General features: G+C 51.5%; 14 protein-coding genes and 2 tRNA genes. 11 read left to right on the top strand and 5 right to left on the bottom strand.

Features of this window, described 5'->3' with window-relative positions; all coding sequences use genetic code 11:
• Positions 1-56 precede the first annotated feature (56 nt).
• The 4 genes from nuoL (at position 57) to TH63_RS00265 (ending at position 6,974) form a co-directional block, all read left to right on the top strand.
• Positions 57-2,012: an NADH-quinone oxidoreductase subunit L gene (gene nuoL, locus TH63_RS00250; protein ID WP_082161505.1), complete on the top strand. Its 1,956-nt coding sequence runs from the start codon at positions 57-59 to the stop codon at positions 2,010-2,012.
• Between the two features lie 10 nt (positions 2,013-2,022).
• Positions 2,023-3,474 (top strand): complex I subunit 4 family protein, encoded by a 1,452-nt coding sequence (locus TH63_RS00255; RefSeq protein WP_048919156.1) that lies wholly within the window; start codon positions 2,023-2,025, stop codon positions 3,472-3,474.
• Positions 3,475-3,518: 44 nt separating this feature from the next.
• Positions 3,519-4,895: an NADH-quinone oxidoreductase subunit N gene (locus TH63_RS00260; protein ID WP_048919157.1), complete on the top strand. Its 1,377-nt coding sequence runs from the start codon at positions 3,519-3,521 to the stop codon at positions 4,893-4,895.
• 204 nt (positions 4,896-5,099) lie between these two features.
• Positions 5,100-6,974, top strand: a complete 1,875-nt coding sequence (locus TH63_RS00265; RefSeq protein WP_048919158.1) for a chloride channel protein — start codon at positions 5,100-5,102, stop codon at positions 6,972-6,974.
• Between the two features lie 85 nt (positions 6,975-7,059).
• Here the strand turns inward: TH63_RS00265 and TH63_RS00270 are convergent, their stop codons facing one another.
• From TH63_RS00270 to aspS, 4 genes are all read right to left on the bottom strand, one after another.
• Positions 7,060-7,776 (bottom strand): LytR/AlgR family response regulator transcription factor, encoded by a 717-nt coding sequence (locus TH63_RS00270; RefSeq protein WP_048919159.1) that lies wholly within the window; start codon positions 7,774-7,776, stop codon positions 7,060-7,062.
• Positions 7,757-8,815, bottom strand: a complete 1,059-nt coding sequence (locus tag TH63_RS00275) for a sensor histidine kinase (RefSeq protein ID WP_048919160.1) — start codon at positions 8,813-8,815, stop codon at positions 7,757-7,759. Before TH63_RS00275 ends, TH63_RS00270 begins: the two co-directional genes overlap by 20 nt.
• Positions 8,816-8,830: 15 nt before the next feature.
• Positions 8,831-9,697 carry an alpha/beta fold hydrolase gene (locus TH63_RS00280; RefSeq protein WP_048919161.1) on the bottom strand — a complete coding sequence of 289 codons (867 nt, stop codon included), beginning with the start codon at positions 9,695-9,697 and terminating at the stop codon, positions 8,831-8,833.
• A gap of 217 nt (positions 9,698-9,914) precedes the next feature.
• Positions 9,915-11,669, bottom strand: coding sequence for an aspartate--tRNA ligase (aspS, locus tag TH63_RS00285; protein ID WP_048919162.1), 1,755 nt, complete (start codon positions 11,667-11,669; stop codon positions 9,915-9,917).
• A 478-nt stretch (positions 11,670-12,147) separates the two neighbouring features.
• Here aspS and TH63_RS00290 point away from each other — a divergent pair, with 478 nt between their 5' ends.
• From TH63_RS00290 to TH63_RS00305, 4 genes are all read left to right on the top strand, one after another.
• Positions 12,148-14,616 carry an outer membrane beta-barrel family protein gene (locus TH63_RS00290; RefSeq protein WP_048919163.1) on the top strand — a complete coding sequence of 823 codons (2,469 nt, stop codon included), beginning with the start codon at positions 12,148-12,150 and terminating at the stop codon, positions 14,614-14,616.
• 351 nt (positions 14,617-14,967) lie between these two features.
• A complete protein-coding gene (locus TH63_RS00295) occupies positions 14,968-15,627 on the top strand; it encodes a hypothetical protein (RefSeq protein ID WP_048919164.1) in 660 nt (219 codons plus the stop codon).
• A 678-nt stretch (positions 15,628-16,305) separates the two neighbouring features.
• Positions 16,306-16,917, top strand: a complete 612-nt coding sequence (locus TH63_RS00300; RefSeq protein WP_048919165.1) for a tetratricopeptide repeat protein — start codon at positions 16,306-16,308, stop codon at positions 16,915-16,917.
• A gap of 90 nt (positions 16,918-17,007) precedes the next feature.
• Positions 17,008-17,403: a hypothetical protein gene (locus tag TH63_RS00305; protein ID WP_156180259.1), complete on the top strand. Its 396-nt coding sequence runs from the start codon at positions 17,008-17,010 to the stop codon at positions 17,401-17,403.
• Positions 17,404-17,527: 124 nt separating this feature from the next.
• Here TH63_RS00305 and TH63_RS00310 read toward each other — a convergent pair whose 3' ends face one another.
• Positions 17,528-18,070 (bottom strand): RNA methyltransferase, encoded by a 543-nt coding sequence (locus TH63_RS00310; protein ID WP_048919167.1) that lies wholly within the window; start codon positions 18,068-18,070, stop codon positions 17,528-17,530.
• Between the two features lie 318 nt (positions 18,071-18,388).
• Here TH63_RS00310 and mutS point away from each other — a divergent pair, with 318 nt between their 5' ends.
• The 3 genes from mutS to TH63_RS00325 all read left to right on the top strand — a co-directional run bounded on the left by mutS (position 18,389) and on the right by TH63_RS00325 (position 21,562).
• The gene (mutS, locus tag TH63_RS00315; protein WP_048922482.1) at positions 18,389-20,986 is read left to right on the top strand and encodes a DNA mismatch repair protein MutS; all 2,598 of its coding nucleotides are present in this window, start codon (positions 18,389-18,391) and stop codon (positions 20,984-20,986) included.
• A 343-nt stretch (positions 20,987-21,329) separates the two neighbouring features.
• A tRNA-Gly gene (locus TH63_RS00320) sits at positions 21,330-21,402 on the top strand.
• A gap of 76 nt (positions 21,403-21,478) precedes the next feature.
• Positions 21,479-21,562 (top strand) — tRNA-Leu (locus TH63_RS00325).
• Positions 21,563-21,675 lie beyond the last annotated feature (113 nt).

Raw genomic sequence — 21,675 nt, forward strand, 5'->3', positions numbered from 1 at the left:
TGGCTTTCAGCTGCCCTCTATCTATAAAGAATACCGTTCCATTTACGCTTTAACAAATGCAAGAATTTATTTTGCCGGCAAATAACGCTGAGATGACCTGGGTGTGTTTGCTGATTCCGCTCCTGCCGCTGATCGGGTTCCTGATTAACGGGCTGGGTAACCGGAAATTGCCGAACGGCTTGGCGGGACTGATTGGCTGCGCCACCGTGATTGGCTCGTTCCTGCTGTCATTGTACCTGTTCTTCGGGTTTGAAGGCTACGGCAACCGTCCGTACACCACTGATATCTTCAACTGGATCTCGGTGGGCGCCTTGAAAATCCCGTTCTCGTTCCAGATTGACCAGTTGTCCTTGGTGATGCTGTTGCTGGTAACGGGCGTGGGTTCGGTGATCCATATCTACTCGGCGGGCTACATGAGCCATGACGAGAACTTCGGTAAATTCTTCTCCTTCCTGAACCTGTTCGTGTTCTCCATGCTCCTGTTGGTGATGGGGTCTAACTACGTGATGATGTTTGTGGGCTGGGAAGGCGTAGGGCTTTGCTCGTACCTGCTCATTGGGTTCTGGAACAAGGTCACTCCTTATAACAACGCTGCCAAGAAAGCCTTTATTATGAACCGCATAGGTGACTTGGGCTTTTTGCTGGGCATCTTCTTAATCTTCATCACCTACGGAAGCGTGAGCTACGGTGAGGTGTTCAACCAGGCATCGCAGTTAAGTGAGGTGAATGACGGCGTGGTGATTGCCATTACCATGCTATTGTTTGTAGGTGCTATGGGTAAATCTGCCCAGTTGCCGCTTTACACCTGGCTACCAGACGCCATGGCCGGCCCTACTCCGGTTTCTGCCCTTATCCACGCCGCTACCATGGTAACGGCCGGTATCTACATGGTTATCCGGTCCAACGTGCTCTATACGCTGGCCCCCGTGACCCTGGAGTGGGTTGCCATTATTGGTCTGGCCACAGCGCTGTTTGCCGCTACCATTGGCCTGTTCCAGAACGACATCAAAAAAGTATTGGCGTACTCTACCGTGAGTCAGTTGGGGTATATGTTCCTGGCGCTGGGCGTAATGGCCTATTCTTCCTCTCTATTCCACGTCTTGACGCACGCCTTCTTCAAAGCCCTTCTCTTCCTGGGCGCTGGTAGCGTTATTCACGCCATGAGCGGCGAGCAGGATCTGCGCAAAATGGGCGGCCTGAAGAAAGCTTTGCCTATTACCTTCCTCACGTTCCTGATTGGCACGCTGGCGATCTCTGGTATTCCGCCGTTTGCCGGTTTCTTCTCTAAAGACGAGTTGCTGGCGCATGTGTTTGTGCACAGCAAAGTGATGTGGGCCTTTGGTCTGTTGACCTCGTTCATGACCGCGTTCTACATGTTCCGGTTACTGTACCTGGCGTTCTTTGGCGAGTTCAGAGGCACCGAGGACCAACGCCACCACCTGCATGAGTCTCCGGCGGTGATGACTATTCCATTGATTATCCTGGCCATTCTTTCCACCATTGGAGGGTTCATGGGCTTGCCGGCGGTTTTCAGTGAGAACCACATGCTGGGTAACTTCCTGTCGCCTATCTATGAACTGGCCAGAAGAGCCGTGCCTAGCGCGTTTGAAGCCAATCATCTCTCCCATGAGACGGAGTACATCTTGATGGCCGTGTCTGTGGGTGTAGCGGTAGTGGCTATTATTATGGCCTACTTTATTTACGGCAAGAAAAGAACCGTTCCCGCCGAGGAAGGTGCTGCCTTGTCGCCGGTGCACAAATTGGTGTACAACAAATACTACGTGGATGAACTCTACAATGCCCTGTTTGTGAAACCCGTGATGGCGCTGTCTACCGGTCTGTACCGTTTTGTGGAGAAAGGCATCATTGACCCCATCGTGAACGGGTTCGGGAAAGTAACCCTGGGCGGAGGCCGTTCGCTGCGCTTTGTGCAGAGCGGAGCCACCGGGTCTTACATCCTCCTGATGGTGCTGGGCATCGCGTTAATCTTATTGCTGAACTTTATTATCTGATAGGCCACACATGTTAACCGCAATTTTAATTTTATGGCCAGCTGTGGCCGCGCTGCTGGTACTGTTGGTAAAAGGACAGGGAGCCAAGAAAATCGCCTTCGGGGCGGCGTTGGTAGAGCTGGTGCTGGGTATTTACGCCTGGATCAACTTCGTGCCGGCCAACCCGGGCACCCAATTCTTACTGAACCTTCCCTGGATTGAAACAGCTGGTATTTCCTTTAAGGTAGGCATGGACGGCATCAGCTTGCTGATGGTGTTACTGACCGTGTTCCTGATTCCGTTGATTATCCTGTCTACGTTCAAGCACACCTATGACCGTCCGTCTTCTTTCTATGCGCTCATTCTGTTCATGCAGTCGGGCTTGCTGGGGGTGTTCACCTCTTTAGACGCATTCCTGTTTTACTTCTTCTGGGAAGTGGCCCTTATTCCTATCTATTTCATCGCCGGCCTTTGGGGCGGTGAGAACAGAATCAAGGTTACCTTCAAGTTCTTCCTCTACACCGTTTTTGGCTCTCTGTTCATGCTGGCCGCCTTTGTGTATCTGTATTTCCAGACGCCGGGCACGCACAGTTCAGAAGAGGTGGTCTTTTACCAACTGACCTTAGACGCCGCCAACCAGAGCTGGATTTTCTGGTTCCTGTTTATTGCGTTTGCCATTAAGATGCCGGTGTTCCCGTTCCATACCTGGCAACCCGACACCTACACTGAGGCCCCGGCCGCCGGTACCATGCTCTTGTCTGGTATCATGCTGAAGATGGGTATCTATGGAGTGTTGCGCTGGTTATTGCCGGTAGTGCCCTTGGGCGTAAGCCAGTGGGCGACGGTGGTATTGGTGCTGGCCATCATCGGCATTGTGTACGGAGCCATCATCGCCATTCGGCAGCATGACCTTAAGCGCCTGATCGCTTTCTCTTCTATCTCGCACGTGGGCCTGATTGCCGCCGGTTTGTTCACCTTGAACGAGCAGGGGCTGCAGGGCGCCATGATCCAGATGCTGAGCCACGGCGTGAACGTGGTGGGTCTGTTCTTCATTATTGACATTATCCAGAGCCGGACCGGCACCAGAGACATTGCGGCCATGGGCGGTATCACCCAGAGCGCTCCGTTCCTGACCGTGTGCTTTATGGTGCTCATGCTTGGGGCCGTGGCCTTACCGTTGACCAACGGGTTTGTGGGCGAGTTCCTGCTTTTAATGGGCGTTTACCAATACAATGCCTGGATGGGCGCCGTAGCCGGTCTGACCATTATTCTGGGCGCCGTGTACATGCTGCGTATGTTCCAGCGTGTGATGTTTGGAGAGAAGAATGCCATTACTGAGGTTTTCACAGACCTTACCTTCACAGAGAAGGCGGTGTTGGTACCTTTGGTAGTGATGGTCTTTTGGATTGGGTTACACCCCAATACTTTTCTGAACATTTCAGAACCGGCCATCTTACACCTGCTGGACGTGATTAAACGCTAACTGTTAGCGACACATATACTTTACACAGGAGAAATCACCTGCTCATGACCTCACTTATTCTACTCTCTGTTTTTGGAATCGTGAACCTGTTCTTAGGGTTCATGAAATCTAAGAAAGTACTGATGCCCATGGTGTTACTATTCTTGGTAATAGCCCTGGGTGCTACGGTAATGGACTGGAACCAGCCGCAGAGCTATTTCAACAACATGTTCACCATGGACAACTACGCCGTTGGATTTACCGCGGTCATGGTGCTGTCCACTATCTTTATCTTGCCATTCTCCCGCAGCTACGGCGAGCGCGAAGAGGCTAACCTGGCGGAGTATTTCTCCCTGATGCTGTTCTCTCTGGTGGGCGGCGTGATGATGGTAGGCTACGAGAACCTACTCATGCTGTTTGTAGGCATTGAAATCATGTCTATCAGCATGTACATTCTGGCGGGTTCAGACAAACGCAACCTCTTGTCCAACGAGGCCTCTATGAAATACTTCCTGATGGGGTCTTTCTTTACCGGTATTATCTTGTTTGGCGTGGCCCTGCTATACGGTGCCACCGGAAGTTTCTACTTGTCTGAGATTGCCTCTTCGGCGGCTACCCTGGAGCCGGGCAACGCGCCCTTGCTGTTAATGGGTCTGTTGCTGGTATTGGTAGGCGTGACGTTTAAAGTAGGCGCGGCTCCGTTCCACTTCTGGACCCCGGACGTGTACGAAGGTACCCCCACGCTTTTCACCAGCTACATGTCTACCGTGGTGAAAACGGCCGGTATCGCTGCTTTCTATAAATTGATGTCGGCGGCCTTTGGGGGCGTGTACGAAGAGTGGTTCCCTACCGTTGTAGCCATTACTGTATTGACGCTCTTGATTGGTAACATAGGGGCCGTGGCTCAGACCAGCATGAAACGGATGCTGGCCTATTCCAGCATCTCGCATGCCGGTTACCTCATGATTGCCCTTACCTCGTTCAATGACCGCTCTGAGAATGCCCTCTTGTTCTACTCACTGGCGTACTCTGTAGCGACTATCGCGGCCTTCGGGATTCTGAAATACGTAGCTGATGCCCGCGGCTCTGATTCCTATGACGCCTTCAACGGCCTGGGTAAAACCAACCCGCTGTTGGGCTTCGTGATGACCGTGGCCATGTTGTCATTGGCGGGTATTCCATTAACCGGTGGATTCTTCGGGAAGCTGTTCCTCTTCTCTGCCGCCCTGGAGCAGGGCATGTTGTGGCTGATTGTGGTGGCTATCCTGATGTCGGCGGTAGGTATCTATTACTACTTCCGGGTCATCATTGCCATGTACATGAAAGACCCAGCCGGCGAGCGCGTACCCGTTGACGCATTTGCCACCTTCACCTTGATCTCTCTGCTGGTCTTGACCGTGCTGATGGGCATTGTGCCGGGCTTATTCAATGATCTTCTGTAAGGAAGAACACATTATAAAGAAACAGATGAGGCGCCCTTGGGCGCCTCATCTGTTTTATGCGTTTTCAGGCTATTTTCCAGAAATCAGGCCAAAAACGCGCTAAAGGGTGGTTTAATTTTATAGAATAAGGTATGGCGACCGTATACCCTGAAACATACCGAATCGCTTGTATAAAAATTGCTATTGCACATTTAAGAAAGTAAGATGTTGAACAAAGGAATTCCTATTGCCCTCTCGCTTAACCCATCTTTAGAAACTGAACCAGTGGCGCCTTCGTCCGCCCCAAACAAAAGAAGGCTCCTAACCATTGCCTCGCTTGCGGTAGCGGTGGCGGTGGCTATCAGTTTTATAGCCAAGTTGCTGGTGTATCTGATTGACCTTTGTTCTAACATCGCGTTCCATGGCGAGTTTACCACCGAGTACCTGTCTCCGGCAACCAACAATTTAGGACTTTGGGTAATGGTAGTGCCAGTCATTGGAGGGGTATTAGTAGGGCTAATGGCCCTGTATGGATCCAAAGCCATTAGAGGACACGGCATTCCCGAAGCCATGGAGCAGGTTCTTACCAACCAAAGCAGAATAAAGCCTACCATCACTTACCTAAAACCCCTGTCGGCGGCTATTTCTATTGGAACGGGTGGACCTTTCGGGGCCGAGGGCCCTATCATTGCCACCGGGGGCGCCTTGGGCTCTACACTGGGCCAACTGCTCAGAATCACCCACAATGAGCGCAAGATACTGCTGGCTGCCGGGGCCACTGCCGGTATGTCGGCTATTTTTGGAACTCCCATCGCCGCTATTTTCCTGGCCATTGAGCTGCTGCTGTTTGAGTTTTCGCCTAGGTCTATTATACCGGTGGCGCTGGCCTGTATCACAGGGGCTGCCGGTCACCATCTTCTGTTTGAGGCCGGTCCGGTGTTTGCCATTGAGCATCTGATCGGGGTTCCCTCTAACACCGCCTTGGCAGGCTATAGCGCTATTGGCATTGCCATGGGCGTCCTTTCTGTGCTGGTGACCAAGATCGTGTACTGGGTAGAGGACGCTTTTGAGAAACTGCCTATTCATTGGATGTGGTGGCCCGCCATCGGGGGGCTGGGAGTGGGTGTTATAGGGTATTTCGCGCCGCGCACGCTAGGGGTAGGGTATGAGAACATCACAGAAATACTTTCTGGCTCCATGCCCCTGCAGATTGTGCTGTCCCTGTGCCTGCTCAAGTTCCTTTCCTGGGCCATAGCGCTGGGAAGCGGTACCTCTGGCGGAACTCTGGCTCCATTGCTCACCATTGGGGCGGCTACGGGGGCTTTGCTGGGGAGCGTGATTCTGTATTTCTTTCCGGGGTCTGGTGTCACGTTGACGTTGGCCGCTTTGGTGGGCATGTCGGCTATGTTTGCGGGGGCTTCCAGGGCCTTGCTCACCTCCATTGTATTTGCCTTAGAAACTACCATGCAGTCTAATGCTTTGCTCCCTTTGCTGGCGGCTTGTACGGGCTCTTATTTCGTGTCTTTCTTCTTAATGGAAAATACCATCATGACCGAGAAGATTGCCCGCCGGGGTGTTAAGACCCCGGATTCTTATGAGCCGGACATCCTGGAAAAGGTGACGGTGGCGCAGGTCATACAGGAAGAGGGCCTGGTGCTGAGCGAAGACAACAGCATTGGCGAAGTACGGGAATGGCTAGATCAGGAAAGCGATTACCAAAGCAACTATTTCATTATTGCCAGCGATGAAAATGAGTTCAGAGGCATTGTGAGTTCCTCTAACCTGTTCAGTCACCACCATCCGGTCCAGACCAAAATAGGTTCGCTTATCAAACGCAGGAATATTTCTGTGGATGCCCGCAACAGCCTGCGCACGGCGGTAGAACTGATGGCCAAGGAAAACCTGGACATGCTGCCCGTGGTCTCCAAAGAGAACCAAGTGATTGGCGTGCTGTCGTATCAAAACATCATCTCGGCGTACAAAACCAACATGGAAGAGCACGAACAGAAAACCCCAAACATCTCCTTGAAACGGAAAAGCCTTAAGATTCTGCTCAGAGGCCAGCGCCTTATGAACACCGGGAAGAAGCAAGAGGCATAGTAGAGACAGAGGACTGACCTATCAAGAAAATTTAGCTTTCGTTTTTGGCCTGATTTCCAGAAAACAGGCCAAAAACGAAAGTTGGTTACAGACTCATCAAATCCTTAAACACCTGTGTTTGTCTTCGGGAGACTTCCACTTCCTCACCGCCTTTCAACTGAATCTTGATGCTTCCGCTGAACCAGGGGTTAATCTGCTCAATGTAGTTCACGTTGATGATCTGTTGGCGGTTGGCCCGAAAGAACACCTTGGGGTCCAGACGACTTTCCAGGTAATTCAAGGTTTTGAGGATGCAGGGCCGTTCCTGGTCGAAGGAGAGCAGGGCGTAATTGCCATTGGATTCAATGAGGCGCACTTGCTTTAAGGCTACAAACCAACAACGCTCGCCGTCTTTCACAAACACCCGGTCGTCTTCACTCAGTTGGGAAGGGGCCACGGTAGGTTTGACGGCTACTTGTTTAGCCAGAGCTTTCTCCACGGCCTGGCGCAGGCGGTTCTCCTCAATGGGTTTCATGAGGTAGTCCAGGGCGTTGCGCTCAAAGGCTTGCAGGGCGTACTGGTCATAGGCGGTGGTGAAGATAACCTGCGGCACATGCTCCAAGGCCTCCAGCAACTCGAATCCGTTTTTCTGGGGCAGGTGAATGTCCAGGAAAACCAAGTCCGGCCGAAGCTCCTCAATGAACGCAATGCCGTCTTCGGCGTTCTCGGCTTCGCCCACCAGCTCCAGTTCTGGGAACTTGGCGAGCAGGTGCTTCAGTTCCAGGCGCGCCAGCCGGGAATCCTCAACGATGCAGATTCTCATATTCTTTGTATGGAAGCGTGAGCGTGGCCGTCACGCTGTTGTCGGTTTTTTGGTCTAGGGCAAACGTGCCCGGTTGGTCCAGGGAATGGTTGATACGCTCCAGCAGGCTTTGGATGCCAATGCCAGAAGGCCCCGGAAGCGCACTGAGCCGGCCGGTATTCTCCACCTGCACCTGTACATGGCCGTTCTGCCTTTGCAGGGAAAGATGGATGTTCCCACCCTTCGGCTGGGTGCCGATGCCGTGCTTAATGGCGTTTTCCACCAACAGCTGGATGCCTAGGGGCGGAATAGACGCCTTGCTCAAGCCTTCTTCTACCTGCGCCGAGAAAGCAAGCTTGTCCTCGAAATGGATTTTCTCCAGCGCCACGTAATGGTCCAGAAACTCCAACTCCTCGGCCACGCTCACCAGGTTGTTGCGGTTGTAGCCAATCACGTAGCGCATCATGGCAGACAGGCGGGTAATCATCTCGCGGGCCTTGGACGGGTCTTCCAGCACCAGGGACCTAATGTTGTTGAGGCTATTGAACAGGAAATGGGGGTTCAGCTGGGACCGGATGGCCTCCAGTTCGGCCTCTTTCAAGGACAGTTGCAGTTTGAGCGTTTCCACTTCCTTGGCTTTCCAGCGCTGGACAGACTTAAACCCGAAGTAAAAGGAAGACCAGGCCGTGAGGACAATAATCCCGTTGACCGAATACAGCAGCAGAATAAGGAACTCCATCTGCTCCCAGGTATACGATCCGGAAACCACCATCTGGGCATAGGTGATGAACTGCACCAACACAGAGCAAACCGAATTGTATAGCAGAATCAACACCGCCAGTTGCCCGATGGGGAGTTTCTGCCAGTGATATTTCTTGGATAAATGGCGTTGCAGGTGCGTGGCCCCCAGAAACAGGAACGCGCCCGTGAACTGGATGCCGTACATGGTAGGGGAGCCCTTGAAGAACTTATAACTGATGAACAGACCTAATAAAAAGTAAAGGGTCCACCCAGTAAGCTGGATGGCCCAATACCATTTATTTTGACGTGCGTTAGGCATGTACTGCGTGTTGGCTTATTTCTTCAGGAAAGCGTCCATCTGCGCAAACATCCAGGCAGGCTCATCATACATGATGAAGTGGCGGGCGGTGTCTGCTATCTTAACTTCGGCGGAAGGCAAGTTAGCAAATTGCCCCTTATACATGTTGGTGGTTGTCTCTTTGGTCACGCCGTAATTTTTGTACCCGAACCAGGCACCCAATACCAGCACCGGCGATTTGATACCGGCGATGTCTTTGCGAAGGTCGGTGGTGTACATTTCATACATGGCCTGGCCGGTGGTTTTATAGTCAGACTTTCTGCCCCAGTCAATCACTTTCTTGATGTGCACAGAGTCGGTGGCCATGGTCACGCCGTAGCTGGCTTCCTGCTGTTTCTGCATTTCGGGGCTCATCTTGGCCATGGAGTTCTTCATCTGGTCGGCCATGGGCTTGATGGTTTCCACGGTGGCGTTCGGGTTCTGGGCTGCGCCAATGTAAGGCAGGCCGTCTACCACCACCGCCTTCCCAAACAGTTCAGGCGCTTTGACGCTCAAGGAAAGCACCATGTACCCACCCAGGCTATGGCCCACCAACACTGGTTTCTTGAGCTTGTTCTCTTGCACGTAGTTAATGATCTCATCGCGCACGGTGTTCAGGAAATGGTCTGCCTTGATAGCCGGCTGTCCCGCAAAACCAGGTAAGGTTAACACGTAGCAGGTGTAGTTCTTCTGGTAGTGCCTCACGGTCTCGTCCCAGACTTCGCCATCTGAGTTCAAACCGGGAATCAGAATCATGGCCGGGCCTTTTCCTGTTTTCACTACTTTGAACGAGGGGACTTTGGCTTGTGCGGTGAGGGTGATAACTAGGAGCAAGGCCAGGAGGAAAGTGATTTTTGCTTTCATGTTTTTGTATGGGTTAAGGTTCTTTAGTGCGATTGCTTGCTACAAAGGTGCGTGAAGAAGGTATGCTCGGGAAGGGAAATATGATGAGCGGTTGATAGAGGGGGTGAATGGCGGCGCTTTCCGTTTCGGGCCTATTTTCCGGAAAACAGGCCTAAAAAGCAAAAACGGGTGAGGTCACCAAGACCTCACCCGTTTCATAGCCAACAACAATCAACAACTAGCCTTTCAATCTGGTATCAATCTGTAACTCATCCAGCTGCGCTTGCGCGATAGGAGAAGGTGCGTCAATCATCACGTCACGGCCCGAGTTGTTTTTAGGGAAGGCGATGAAGTCCCGGATAGAGTCTGCGCCACCGAAAAGGGAGCAAAGGCGGTCAAACCCGAAGGCAATACCCCCGTGCGGAGGCGCGCCGTACTCAAATGCATCTAGCAGAAACCCAAACTGGGCCTGCGCTTCCTCGGTAGTGAAGCCTAGTAAATCAAACATGCGGGACTGCACGCCCCGGTCATGAATACGGATAGACCCGCCGCCTACTTCCACGCCATTGATGACCATGTCATAGGCGTTGGCGCGCACGGCCCCGGGGTTGGTGTCAATCAGGTCCATGTCCTCAGGCTTAGGCGAGGTGAAGGGGTGGTGCATGGCGTGGTAGCGGTTGCTGTCCTCGTCCCACTCCAGCAGCGGGAAGTCCAGTACCCACAGCGTGGAGAAGGTGTCTTTGTCGCGCATGCCTAGGCGGGTGCCCATTTCCAGGCGCAATTCGTTTAGGGCTTTGCGGGTTTTATCAGCGCCTCCGGCCAACACCAGCAGTAAATCGCCGGGCTGGGCGTTGAAGGCCTGGGCCCAACTTTGCAGGTCTTCCGGCGAGTAGAACTTGTCTACGCTTGATTTCACGCTGCCGTCTTCCTGCACGCGGGCGTACACCAGGCCGGTAGCGCCTACCTGCGGACGCTTCACGAAGTCTGTGAGTTCATCTAATTGCTTGCGGGTGAAATGGGCGCTGCCGCTGGCGTTAATGCCTACTACCAGCTCGGCATCATCAAATACCTTGAAGCCTTTGTTTTTCACCACCTCGTTCAACTCCACAAACTGCATCCCGAAACGGGTGTCTGGTTTGTCTGAGCCGTAGAGGCGCATGGCGTCGGCGTAGGTCATGCGCGGGAAGTCTGCCAGTTCTATTCCCTTCACAGTGCGGAACAGGTGCTTTACCAGGCCTTCAAAGGTGTTCAGGATGTCTTCCTGGGTCACGAAGGAAAGCTCGCAGTCAATCTGGGTGAACTCGGGCTGACGGTCGGCGCGCAGGTCCTCGTCTCTAAAGCACTTCACAATCTGGAAATACTTGTCAAAACCCGACACCATCAGGAGTTGCTTGAACGTCTGCGGCGACTGGGGCAGGGCATAGAACTCACCGGGGTTCATGCGGCTAGGCACCACAAAGTCACGGGCACCTTCGGGCGTAGATTTAATCAAGACCGGCGTCTCTATCTCAATAAAGCCCTGACCATCCAGATACGAGCGGGTTTGCTGTGCCATGCGGTGGCGCAGTTCCAGGCTCTTGCGGACCGGGGTGCGGCGCAGGTCCAGGTAGCGGTACTTCATGCGCAGGTCATCACCGCCGTCGGTTTCGTCCTCAATCAGGAACGGGGGCAGCTTAGCCGGGTTCAGGATTTCCAGCGCAGTTACTTTTATCTCAATTTCGCCGGTGGCGATTTTATCGTTTTTAGACTCGCGCTCAATCACGGTGCCGGTGGCCTTGATCACGAACTCACGACCCAGCGTACGGGCCAGCGTGAGGGCCTCCGGGGCCGAAACGCCTTCCTCCAGGCTTAGCTGCGTGATGCCGTAGCGGTCGCGCAGGTCTACCCACAGCATGCCGCCTTTGTCGCGTGATTTCTGTACCCAACCGGTTAAGGTCACTTCCTGACCAATATGTTCCAGGCGCAATTCGCCGCAGGTGTGTGAACGAAGCATTGTATCTGTTCTTTAAAGACTAAGCGGCAAAGGTACTAATTGTTCTGTGATCTGGCTAAATGCGTTTTGGGCCTGTTTTCAGGAAAACGGGCCTAAAACAGGTTTCATTAAAGGTAGAATCGGCCTGCATTGACAAGCCAGGGAAAGAGGATAACTTTTCCGGCTACGGCAGTGCGTACCATGCAACTCTTCTATTTTTCTCTGGTCTTTTATTCCAAACCCCTTACCCAATTAGTACAGCCAGGGCCAAATAACTGGGCTGCACCTTACAGCTTATGGTAGAAGCAAGGTGTCCGGTTTTGAATAGGTCTTTGTTCATAATTGGACATATTTGGTTCTAAAAAGGCGTGTTATTGATTGATAATCAGTGTTTTATTTTGTTGGCATAGCCCTTGTGTAGGATGAAGTCAAAGTAGTGCCTTTTTGGTCAATCACTTAACTCAATTCCATTTTTCACCTTGATAAACCTTTACCCGCCATGTACACTAAACTCCTTCTGCTACTAGCCATGCTTTGGCTCATCTGTCTCGCGCCGGTGGTGCGGGCCCAGGAACTGGAAAAGTATGAACTCAAAGGCATAGTGAAGGGGGCCAAAGGCGAACTCTTGCCGGCGGCCAACCTGCAGTTGGTCAAAGACCCGGGGCAGGCGCTGGTGAAAGTAGAGGTCACGGGCCAGGATGGGTCCTTCCTGTTCAGTAACTTACCGGCAGGGCAGTACAAACTGATGGTCTCCCACTATGACTATGCGCTGTATACATCTTCGGTCCTGAACCTCACGCAGAATACCAACCTGGGAGCCCTGGTGTTGGCCGAGCGGGCCGTGGCCCTACAGGAGGTGAAGATTGAGGCCCAGAAGCCGTTTGTGGAGCAGCACTTTGATAAGACCGTGCTTAACGTGGAGAACAGCATCACGGCCGCCGGAAGTACGGTGCTGGAGGTGCTGGAGAAGGCGCCCGGCCTGGCGGTAGACCAGAACGACAACATTAGCATGCGGGGCCGCGCCGGGGTAATGGTCATGATCAACGGGAAACGCGTGCCTATGTCTGGGACTGAACTGGCCACTATGTTGCGGGGCATGAATGCCAATGACGTGGCCAAGATTGATTTAATCACCAACCCGTCCTCTAAATATGACGCGGCCGGAAACGCGGGCATCATTGACATCAAGCTCAAGAAAGACAGCCGGTTGGGAACCAATGGCAGCATTACCTCTTCTGTGGGCTACGGCGAGTTACCCAAACTAAACCAGGGCCTGCAGGTAAACCACCGGGCCAAAGATGTGAACGTGTTCGGGTCTTATAACTATGTGCACCGCAAGGATTTCAACAAACTGGACATTTACCGGGAGTTTTTCACGCCCACCTCTGAGCGGCGGCTCATTGGGGTGAATGACCAGAAGAACCTGTTCTCACACCAGATCAACAGCCACAACGCGCGCCTGGGCTTTGACCTGAACCTGTCGCCTAAGACCATTGTAGGGCTGGTAGGAAGCGGCATTTTCACTGACATTAACCGCACCACCGCTAACCAATCACAGTTCTTTGACAGCCAGCGGCAGTATGACAAGTCTACCATCACCAACGCGCTCAACGGAACCAACCGGAACAACCAGTCACTTAACTTCAATATAAAGCACACCATTGACAGTACCGGCAAAGAGATAAGCGCAGACGTAGATTACGCGGCCTTTCAGTCACATGACCGCCAGAACTTTGTGACCCAGTATTTTGATACAGATAAACCCATGCCCGACTCTCTGTTGCACGGGAACCTGAACGGCGAACTGACTATTAAATCGGCTAAGGTAGATTACACGCAGCCTTTGAAAGCCATAGAGGCTAATCTGGAGGCCGGCCTGAAAAGCAGTTTAGTGCACGCAGACAATAACCTCCAGTTTTTTGACAGAACCCGCGGGCGCAACACCCTGGACCTGAACCGCAGCAACCACTTCATTTACCGTGAGAGCATCCATGCGGCCTACGTGAACCTGAATAAGAAATGGGCCAAGGCGAGCCTGCAATTGGGGCTACGGGTGGAGAACACCAACGCCGACGGGCAACAGCTCTCAGATGGGCAAACCTTTGACCGCGCGTATACCCAGTTTTTCCCGAGCGCCTTTGTGGGCTACAAACTAAACAAGACGCATGACGTGGGGCTTTCCGTGAGCCGGCGCATTGACCGCCCAACCTATAACCAGCTGAACCCTTTCGTGTTCTACCTGGACCCCAGCACCAAATCTTCCGGTAACCCTTTCCTGTTGCCCCAGATGACGTATTCGTTTGAGTTTACCCACACGTTCAAAGAAAAGTACGTGACCAAGCTCAGCTACAGTCGCACCACAGATTACATAGTGTCTGTGTTGGCCCCAGAGCAGCGCCCAGTACCAGACCCTAACCCAGGGCAGATTCCGGTGGTGATTCAGCAAGACCGCAACCTGGCCCAGTTCCATTACTATGGGGCCAGCTTCTCGGTGCCTATTTCTGTGGCAAGGTGGTATACCAGCACCAACAATATTGAAACGTACTATGGCCTCTACCAGGGGAATCTGGCCAATACCGCCCTTAGAAGCGGCCGGCCTACTTTCTCCATCAACTCTACCAACACGTTTCAGTTGCCCAAGGATTGGTCTGCCGAGGTGATCGGGATTTACCGGGCCCGTGAAGTCTACGGTTTCCTGGATCTGCAGCCCATCCGGTTCCTGACCCTGGGGGTTCAAAAGCAGTTCCTGGATAAGAAAGCCAACCTGAAACTCAATGTCACCGATGTGTTCTACTCTAATAAGGTACGGGCCACTACAGCCCTGACTGGCTACATGGAGAACTTCTACCAGCGCCGTGACACCCGCGTAGCCACGCTCAGCTTCACCTACCGCTTCGGGAAAAACCAGGTGGCCCCTTCGCGCCGCCGGACCGGTGGGGCAGAGGAGGAAAAACGCAGAGCCGGTTAACAGGCAGTAAGGAAAGCGTAAAAGAGAAAAGCCCAGGTCCAGTAATGGATCTGGGCTTTCTACTTTCAGGTAAACCCCGCCAGGCAGTGACTTTTGAAAAATGGGGTTCCTTACACAATAGACAGTAGCAATGAAATTTCAAGAAACAGATCACAGCTAAAGTTTTATTCTTTAGTAAGAAGTTGTTATATCCTTTGAAGAAAATTTTGAGGTACGAGTAAACAGTGTTAAATAGCTTACATACTCCTTAGTATATAGAGGGAAGAAATAGGTAGTTCTGAAACTGCACTATTTTAACCCATATGTTGCCTAATGAGAAGAAATCAATAGTTAATTTAAAATATACTGATAATGTTTAATCTTGCCTGGGGAAACCTGACCATTGGAAAATCTAAAAATAAGTCTGATGCAGGTGTGCTTAACAAAAAGGAATATTTTGATAGAGTCAATTACGTGCGTACGGCCTCTGGTCTTCGCAAGGCTTTGATGGAGCAAAAGCATTTGTCGTCAAATACGTCGGCGCCTATAGATTTTAAGGGGCTGGCCTTTGGGGCTACCATACGGGCGGCCAAGCAAATTTTAGGTAAGCCCGAACTGCATGCGAATAAAGAGGAAGAGGTAAGCGGGCATGAAGTTCTTTTTTACTTCTCTTCTCTGGGGTCAGCCAGGGTAACCGAATGCCTTCATTTTTTGAATGGCCGTTTCATCATGGCCCAAACCATTATCAAACGACCTAAGCCTGAGAAAACCAAAGCAGTGCTTGCCTCGGTGCTGGAACAGTATGGCTTGCTGAAAGATATCACAGAAGGTATTACCCCTGAAGGCTTTTTCCCAGTCTGTGACCAGTCCCGCAACCGGATTGAAGTCCATTATGCCTTTGATCTGATGCTGACCTACGTGACCGGAGACGCAGATGTGTTTTCATTGGTAGAGGCGGCGCCGGCCCAGGAGTGGTATAAAGGATCCTTCCTGCGCAACGCATTCCGGGAACACTTGGTCCGTTACGTATAGCTCTTATAAGGATAGAGAACCCCTTATTCTATAAATAGTCCCCTTTACGCAAGACGCCTGATTCTAACAATCAGGCGTCTTGCGTAAAGGGGACTGCTCTTTTTAATGCCCCTTGGTTGCAAAGGCTAGCCTAGACCTTAAACATTGACCTATTTCCTGAAGTGAACAAATAAAAGAATAATTGTCATTCTGGCAGCCGTCTGCTTTTTTAGTAAGCAGCTAGCTCTAGTGCTTACCTAATAAGGTGATAAAAACTGCGTTAAAAGGCCTAGAAAGCAGTTTTTTATCATAAAAGGCATAAGAAATAGACTTTTAATGGTTATATGGGAAGGCGGAACAAAGATTAAATCAAGTTTTTGCCAGATATGGCTATTCCATCTCACCATACTAAGTTCTGATTTGATTGGGAAAGGATAATATTTTCACTGATTAACCTAACTTCTAAAATGTGGATAAATATTTTTCCTTTTAAAAGTGCCTTTAAACAGAGAATAAGGCTATTTTTTGAAAAAGGTTCCCAAAAAATATATTTTTTTATACAACGTCTTGTTTTAGTTAATAACCATTGCATATATTTGTCTCATTCTTCTACGGTATTGAAATATTTGATGCCTAAAACAAAGTAGTTCGTATTACGTTCATAGAAACTTTAGTAATCCACCCCAGATAATAAAAGTGATGAAAGTTTTCAAAGTAGTTTCGTTTGTGTTTGCGTTCATAGCCCTGACTTTGCAAGGGGTTGCAGCCAATGATATGACTTCTGCTACTGAAAACTCCTCCAAAGAAAAAATCAGGAAGATTACCCAATTGATCAAAAGAGAGCCCGCCAACAGCCAGGCTTACGCAGATCGTGCTTCTGCTAAAATGGAAGCGAAAGACGTGTTTGGTGCCATCCATGATTTCTCTGCGGCCATTAACCTGAGCAAAGAAAACAATGCTCAGTACCTGTTGGGCCGCGGAAACGCTTTCTTAGAAATTGGTGCCTACAAAGAAGCTTTGAAAGACTTTAACGTGGCATTAGAGAACACTTCTTCTGCTGAGCTACTTTACGGACGCGCCGTAGCTGCTTACTTTCTGGATGATTATTTTGGAGCGCTGCGTGACCTGGACCAGGTAATTGCCGTTGCCCCTAACCATCCAAAGGCTTTATATAACAGAGCCGTAGTGAAAATGGAATTGAAACAACTAGACGGCGCTGCCGAAGATCTGGAAAGCTTCCTTTCCCATTTCCCTAACCATTTAGAGGCAGAAAGAGCATTGGCTGCGGCAGATGCTGCCTTGCAAAAGTAAAACCGTTTTCTGCCCATACCCGCAGAAAGCCCCTTCAAACGTATTCATTTAAAATATTTATAACCTAACCTCCCAAACTAAACCGTAATCATGAAAAACTTTTCACTCGTTCTTTTCTTTTTCTTTGCCCTTGTAGTTAGTGCTGTTGCCCAAGATGCTCCTGCTTCTTCTGAGGCAGTTGACAAAGCTTCTACTTCTGTATCCCGTTTAATGGTACAGTCAATGGGTCTGAATGAGAGTGAGTACATCCAAATCAAAGCGTTGAACCAAGATCGTTTGGCCAAGGCTGCTGAGGTAGCTAAAATGTACAGCAATGATACTGAGATGCGTGATGCCCGTTTGAAAGAAATTGAAGGCAACTTTGAGTCTGACCTGTTCAAAATCCTGAACGCCCGTCAAGTGGATGCCTACGCCGCCTTCAAAGCCAGACCAGAAGGAAACTTCCTTTCAATGGTTAACCAGGTAAGCAAAAGCAGCAAGAAATAAGGAGTACCTATTTCTGCCATAAAAAAGAGGAGGCCTGCAGTTTTGCAGGCCTCCTCTTTTTTATGCCCTGTTGGTTAAGTGACGCGGGGCTTGTACAAGTACTTGAAAGAAACTGTTTGGGTCTTTACTCAACCGCGTTTTTAAGGGTCTTGCTTAATACATCCCAGACTACTACCCCCACGGTCACCGAGATATTAAGTGAGTGCTTGGTTCCGAACTGAGGTATCTCCAGCACCCCGTCGGAGGCCTGAATCACCTCTTCCTCCACGCCAAACACCTCATTCCCAAAAACAAAGGCATTCTTGCTGCCAGCGGCCGGCTGAAAATCTGTAAGAGAGATACTGCCCGCCGCTTGCTCTACCGCCCAAACCTGGTAGCCTTGCTGCTTCAGGGCCTCCACTGCCTCCAGCGTTGAGGCCACGTGCACCCATTCCACTGATTCAGTGGCGCCCAGGGCCGTTTTATGGATTTCCTTGTTGGGGGGTGTGCCGGTAATACCGCAGAGGTAAATCTTCTCCACGGCAAAGGCATCGGCGGTCCTGAACGCCGACCCCACATTATGCAGGCTGCGCACATTATCCAAAACCAGAACCAACGGATTTTTTTGCTTATTTTTGAAGTCCTCCACTGAATCTCGTTGGAGTTCCTCCATGCTTAACTTTCGCATAACGGTTAAATTTCCGGCAGCGCCGAATGAACAGCAAAGGTAACACTTAGCGACGAGAGATGCGTTTTGGGCCTGTTTTTAAGAAAACAGCCTTAAAACGTAAACAGAAACTGCAACATAGGGAAAAGAGGGGAGGGCGTTTTGAGGCCGTTTTTAGCAAAACAGGCCCAAAACGGAAAATCAGAAAGAAGAGAAATGGCTCATGTGGTGCCAGGGGAGATAGAAAATGCTCTACCCAGATAGCACATCAGCACATTATCCATCATAAGCATAGTAAGAATTTTGGCTACAACCGCAGAGTTCAGCGCCACGCCGCTGATGAAACAATACAATGCCATCAAGGCCAAACACCCGGGCGCGCTGCTGCTCTTCCGGGTAGGGGACTTTTATGAGACCTTCGGCGAAGACGCGATCAAGGCCAGCAAGATTCTGGGCATCATGCTCACCAAGCGCGGCAACGGATCTGCCTCAGAGACCGCCCTGGCCGGCTTCCCGCACCACTCCCTGGATACCTATCTGCCCAAACTGGTGCGGGCGGGGCAGCGGGTGGCTATCTGTGACCAGTTGGAGGACCCCAAAACGGTGAAAGGCATTGTGAAACGCGGCGTGACCGAGCTGGTGACGCCCGGCGTGTCCTTCAATGACCAGGTGCTGGAGCAGAAGCGGAACAATTATTTGGCGTCTTTGCACTTCGGGAAAGACAGTATGGGCATTGCTCTCCTGGATGCCTCTACCGGCGAGTTCATGCTGGCCCAGGGCGATGCCGGGTACGCCGCCAAGCTGCTCCAGAACTTCAGCCCCGCCGAGGTCTTGTTCTGCAAAGGCAAGAAAGAAGCGTTTTTCCAAGGCTTCGGGCCCGATTTCTGCCATTACGCCCTGGATGAATGGGTGTACAGCTATGACTTTGCCTGGGAAGCGCTCAACAAACAATTCAACACCAAGTCGCTGAAAGGCTTTGGCGTGGAGGGCCTCACTGAGGGCATTACCGCCGCCGGCGCCATCCTGCATTACCTGGCCGAGACCCAACACCATGACATGCGCCACATTTCGGCCCTGGGCCGATTGGAGGAAGACAAATACGTATGGTTGGACCGGTTCACGGTACGTAACCTGGAACTGATTTACCCGCAGCACCCCGAGGGCGTGCCGCTGATTGATATCCTGGACCATACCGTCACGCCCATGGGCGGCCGCCTTCTGCGCAAGTGGCTGGTGTTGCCCCTCAAAGAAGCGGCCCAGATTCGTCGGCGCCTTGACACGGTAGAGGCTTTGCAGGCCCGTCCGGAGTTGTCGCAGGACATCCACCATTACCTCAAGCAGATCAGTGACCTGGAACGGCTTATCTCTAAAGTGGCGGTGCGCCGCGTGAACCCGCGCGAGCTGCTGCAACTGGCCCGCGCCCTGGAAGCCACCTTGCCTATCAAAGAATTGCTGGCGGTGAGCGGCGTGCCTGCCCTGCAAAAGCTGGCCGACCAACTGCTGCCCTGCGAAGCCATCCGGGACGAAATCCAGACCATCCTGAAGCCCGACGCGCCCATGCTCACCCACCAGGGAAACATGATCCAGACGGGCATAGACGCGGAACTGGATGAGCTACGGGCCATTGCCTTCTCAGGCAAGGATTACCTGCTGCAGATTCAGCAGCGCGAGGTGCAGAACACTGGTATTTCATCCCTGAAGATTGCCTATAACAAAGTGTTTGGTTATTACCTGGAGGTGACCCACGCACACCGCGACAAGGTGCCTGCCAGTTGGATACGAAAGCAGACCCTGGTGAACGCCGAGCGCTACATCACCGAGGAACTGAAGACCTACGAGGAGAAAATCCTGCACGCCGAGGACCGCCTGTTCGTGATTGAGCAGCGCATCTTCAATGAACTGGTGCTGAGCGCCGCCGAGGTGGTGCCCCAAATCCAACAGAACGCCCGCGCCCTGGCTATTCTGGACTGCCTGGCTAACTTCGCGCGGCTGGCCGCGCAGAACGGCTATGTGAAGCCCGAAGTGGATGAGAGCACGGTGCTCAACATTAAACAAGGCCGCCACCCCGTTATTGAAAAGCAGTTGCCTCCTGGTGAGCGCTACGTACCCAATGACATTCTATTGGACAACGAGGAGCAGCAGATCATCATCATTACCGGGCCCAACATGGCCGGTAAAAGTGCCTTGCTGCGTCAGACGGCTTTGATTGTGCTCATGGCGCAGATCGGCTCTTTCGTGCCCGCCGAGGCCGCGCAGATTGGGGTCATTGACAAGATCTTCACCCGCGTGGGTGCCTCAGATAACCTGAGCCGAGGCGAAAGTACGTTCATGGTGGAGATGACCGAGACGGCCAGTATTCTCAACAACCTCTCTGACCGCAGCCTGGTCTTGATGGATGAGATTGGCCGCGGTACCAGCACCTATGACGGTATTTCCATTGCCTGGGCCATTGTAGAGCACCTGCACAACGCGCCTAAGGGTCGGGCCAAGACCCTGTTTGCCACCCACTACCATGAACTGAACCAACTCACCGAAGATTTTCCGAGAGTGCGCAACTTCAACGTGAGCGTGAAGGAGAGCAACGGCAAGATTCTGTTCATGCGCAAACTGGTGGAGGGGGGAAGCGCCCACAGCTTCGGGATACAGGTGGCGCAGATGGCCGGTATGCCCAACAGCGTAGTGATACGGGCCAGCGAAATCATGCACCACCTGGAGCAGGAGAAGATTGCGCACCCACACCAGGACCCGCAGGAAACCCTAAAAAGCCTGCCCAAGCAGCCCTACCAACTCAGTATGTTTGAACTCAACGACCCTCAGCTGGTACGCATTAAGGAAATGTTTGAGAAGCTGGATATCAATACCATTACCCCGGTAGAAGCCTTGCTAAAGCTGAATGAGCTGAAAATGCTGGTGGACGGCAAGAAGGAGAAAGCTTAGAAGAGTTCTAAGTTTATAGTCCTAGATCAGGTGGCAAAATCTGTTTTGGGCCTGTTTTTCAAAAAACAGGCTCAAAACAGAAATTCTCTTCGCCCCTCCTGCGGCAAAGCGCCCGTTGAGGGAGGGGAAGGGGGATTGATACAGTAGAAGCGAGGCTGTTTTTGGTCCGTTTTCCTAAAAACAGCCTTAAAACACTCGGCTGGCAGAATTCAGTAGTGAATTTTTCTCCCTGATACTCAGAAACATTCCTCTTTTTGAAGATTTTTTTAGGCCAGACTCTTGACAAAAAGAATTTTGTGCGTACCTTTGTATCACTAATTCAAACAGCGGATTAGTAAAAAACGCGAAAGTAGCTCAGTTGGTAGAGCGCGACCTTGCCAAGGTCGAGGTCGCGGGTTCGAACCCCGTCTTTCGCTCAAAGATAAAAGACGTTGCCTCGGTGACGTCTTTTCTTTATCTGCCTATTTCATTTCTCACCCGAGAAATGAGGTCGCCGGGATGGTGGAACTGGTAGACACGCAAGACTTAAAATCTTGTTTCCATTAGGAAGTGCGGGTTCGATTCCCGCTCCTGGTACTTATTGAGTAAGATAAAAGCCTGTAAATCAAGTATTTACAGGCTTTTTTTGTGGACTGAGTAACAAACTGGTAACAAAATAGCTTGTAATTACATGGATTTTTGAAATAGAG

Origin of the sequence: Rufibacter radiotolerans, from assembly GCF_001078055.1 — a bacterium.
Classification (GTDB): domain Bacteria; phylum Bacteroidota; class Bacteroidia; order Cytophagales; family Hymenobacteraceae; genus Nibribacter; species Nibribacter radiotolerans.

Excerpts from the sequence above, each read along its gene's own strand:
- nuoL (WP_082161505.1), top strand. The coding sequence starts at position 57 with ATGCAAGAATTTATTTTGCCGGCAAATAACGCTGAGATGACCTGGGTG.
- TH63_RS00255 (WP_048919156.1), top strand. The coding sequence starts at position 2,023 with ATGTTAACCGCAATTTTAATTTTATGGCCAGCTGTGGCCGCGCTGCTG.
- TH63_RS00260 (WP_048919157.1), top strand. The coding sequence starts at position 3,519 with ATGACCTCACTTATTCTACTCTCTGTTTTTGGAATCGTGAACCTGTTC.
- TH63_RS00265 (WP_048919158.1), top strand. The coding sequence starts at position 5,100 with ATGTTGAACAAAGGAATTCCTATTGCCCTCTCGCTTAACCCATCTTTA.
- TH63_RS00270 (WP_048919159.1), bottom strand. The coding sequence starts at position 7,776 with ATGAGAATCTGCATCGTTGAGGATTCCCGGCTGGCGCGCCTGGAACTG.
- TH63_RS00275 (WP_048919160.1), bottom strand. The coding sequence starts at position 8,815 with ATGCCTAACGCACGTCAAAATAAATGGTATTGGGCCATCCAGCTTACT.
- TH63_RS00280 (WP_048919161.1), bottom strand. The coding sequence starts at position 9,697 with ATGAAAGCAAAAATCACTTTCCTCCTGGCCTTGCTCCTAGTTATCACC.
- aspS (WP_048919162.1), bottom strand. The coding sequence starts at position 11,669 with ATGCTTCGTTCACACACCTGCGGCGAATTGCGCCTGGAACATATTGGT.
- TH63_RS00290 (WP_048919163.1), top strand. The coding sequence starts at position 12,148 with ATGTACACTAAACTCCTTCTGCTACTAGCCATGCTTTGGCTCATCTGT.
- TH63_RS00295 (WP_048919164.1), top strand. The coding sequence starts at position 14,968 with ATGTTTAATCTTGCCTGGGGAAACCTGACCATTGGAAAATCTAAAAAT.
- TH63_RS00300 (WP_048919165.1), top strand. The coding sequence starts at position 16,306 with ATGAAAGTTTTCAAAGTAGTTTCGTTTGTGTTTGCGTTCATAGCCCTG.
- TH63_RS00305 (WP_156180259.1), top strand. The coding sequence starts at position 17,008 with ATGAAAAACTTTTCACTCGTTCTTTTCTTTTTCTTTGCCCTTGTAGTT.
- TH63_RS00310 (WP_048919167.1), bottom strand. The coding sequence starts at position 18,070 with ATGCGAAAGTTAAGCATGGAGGAACTCCAACGAGATTCAGTGGAGGAC.
- mutS (WP_048922482.1), top strand. The coding sequence starts at position 18,389 with ATGAAACAATACAATGCCATCAAGGCCAAACACCCGGGCGCGCTGCTG.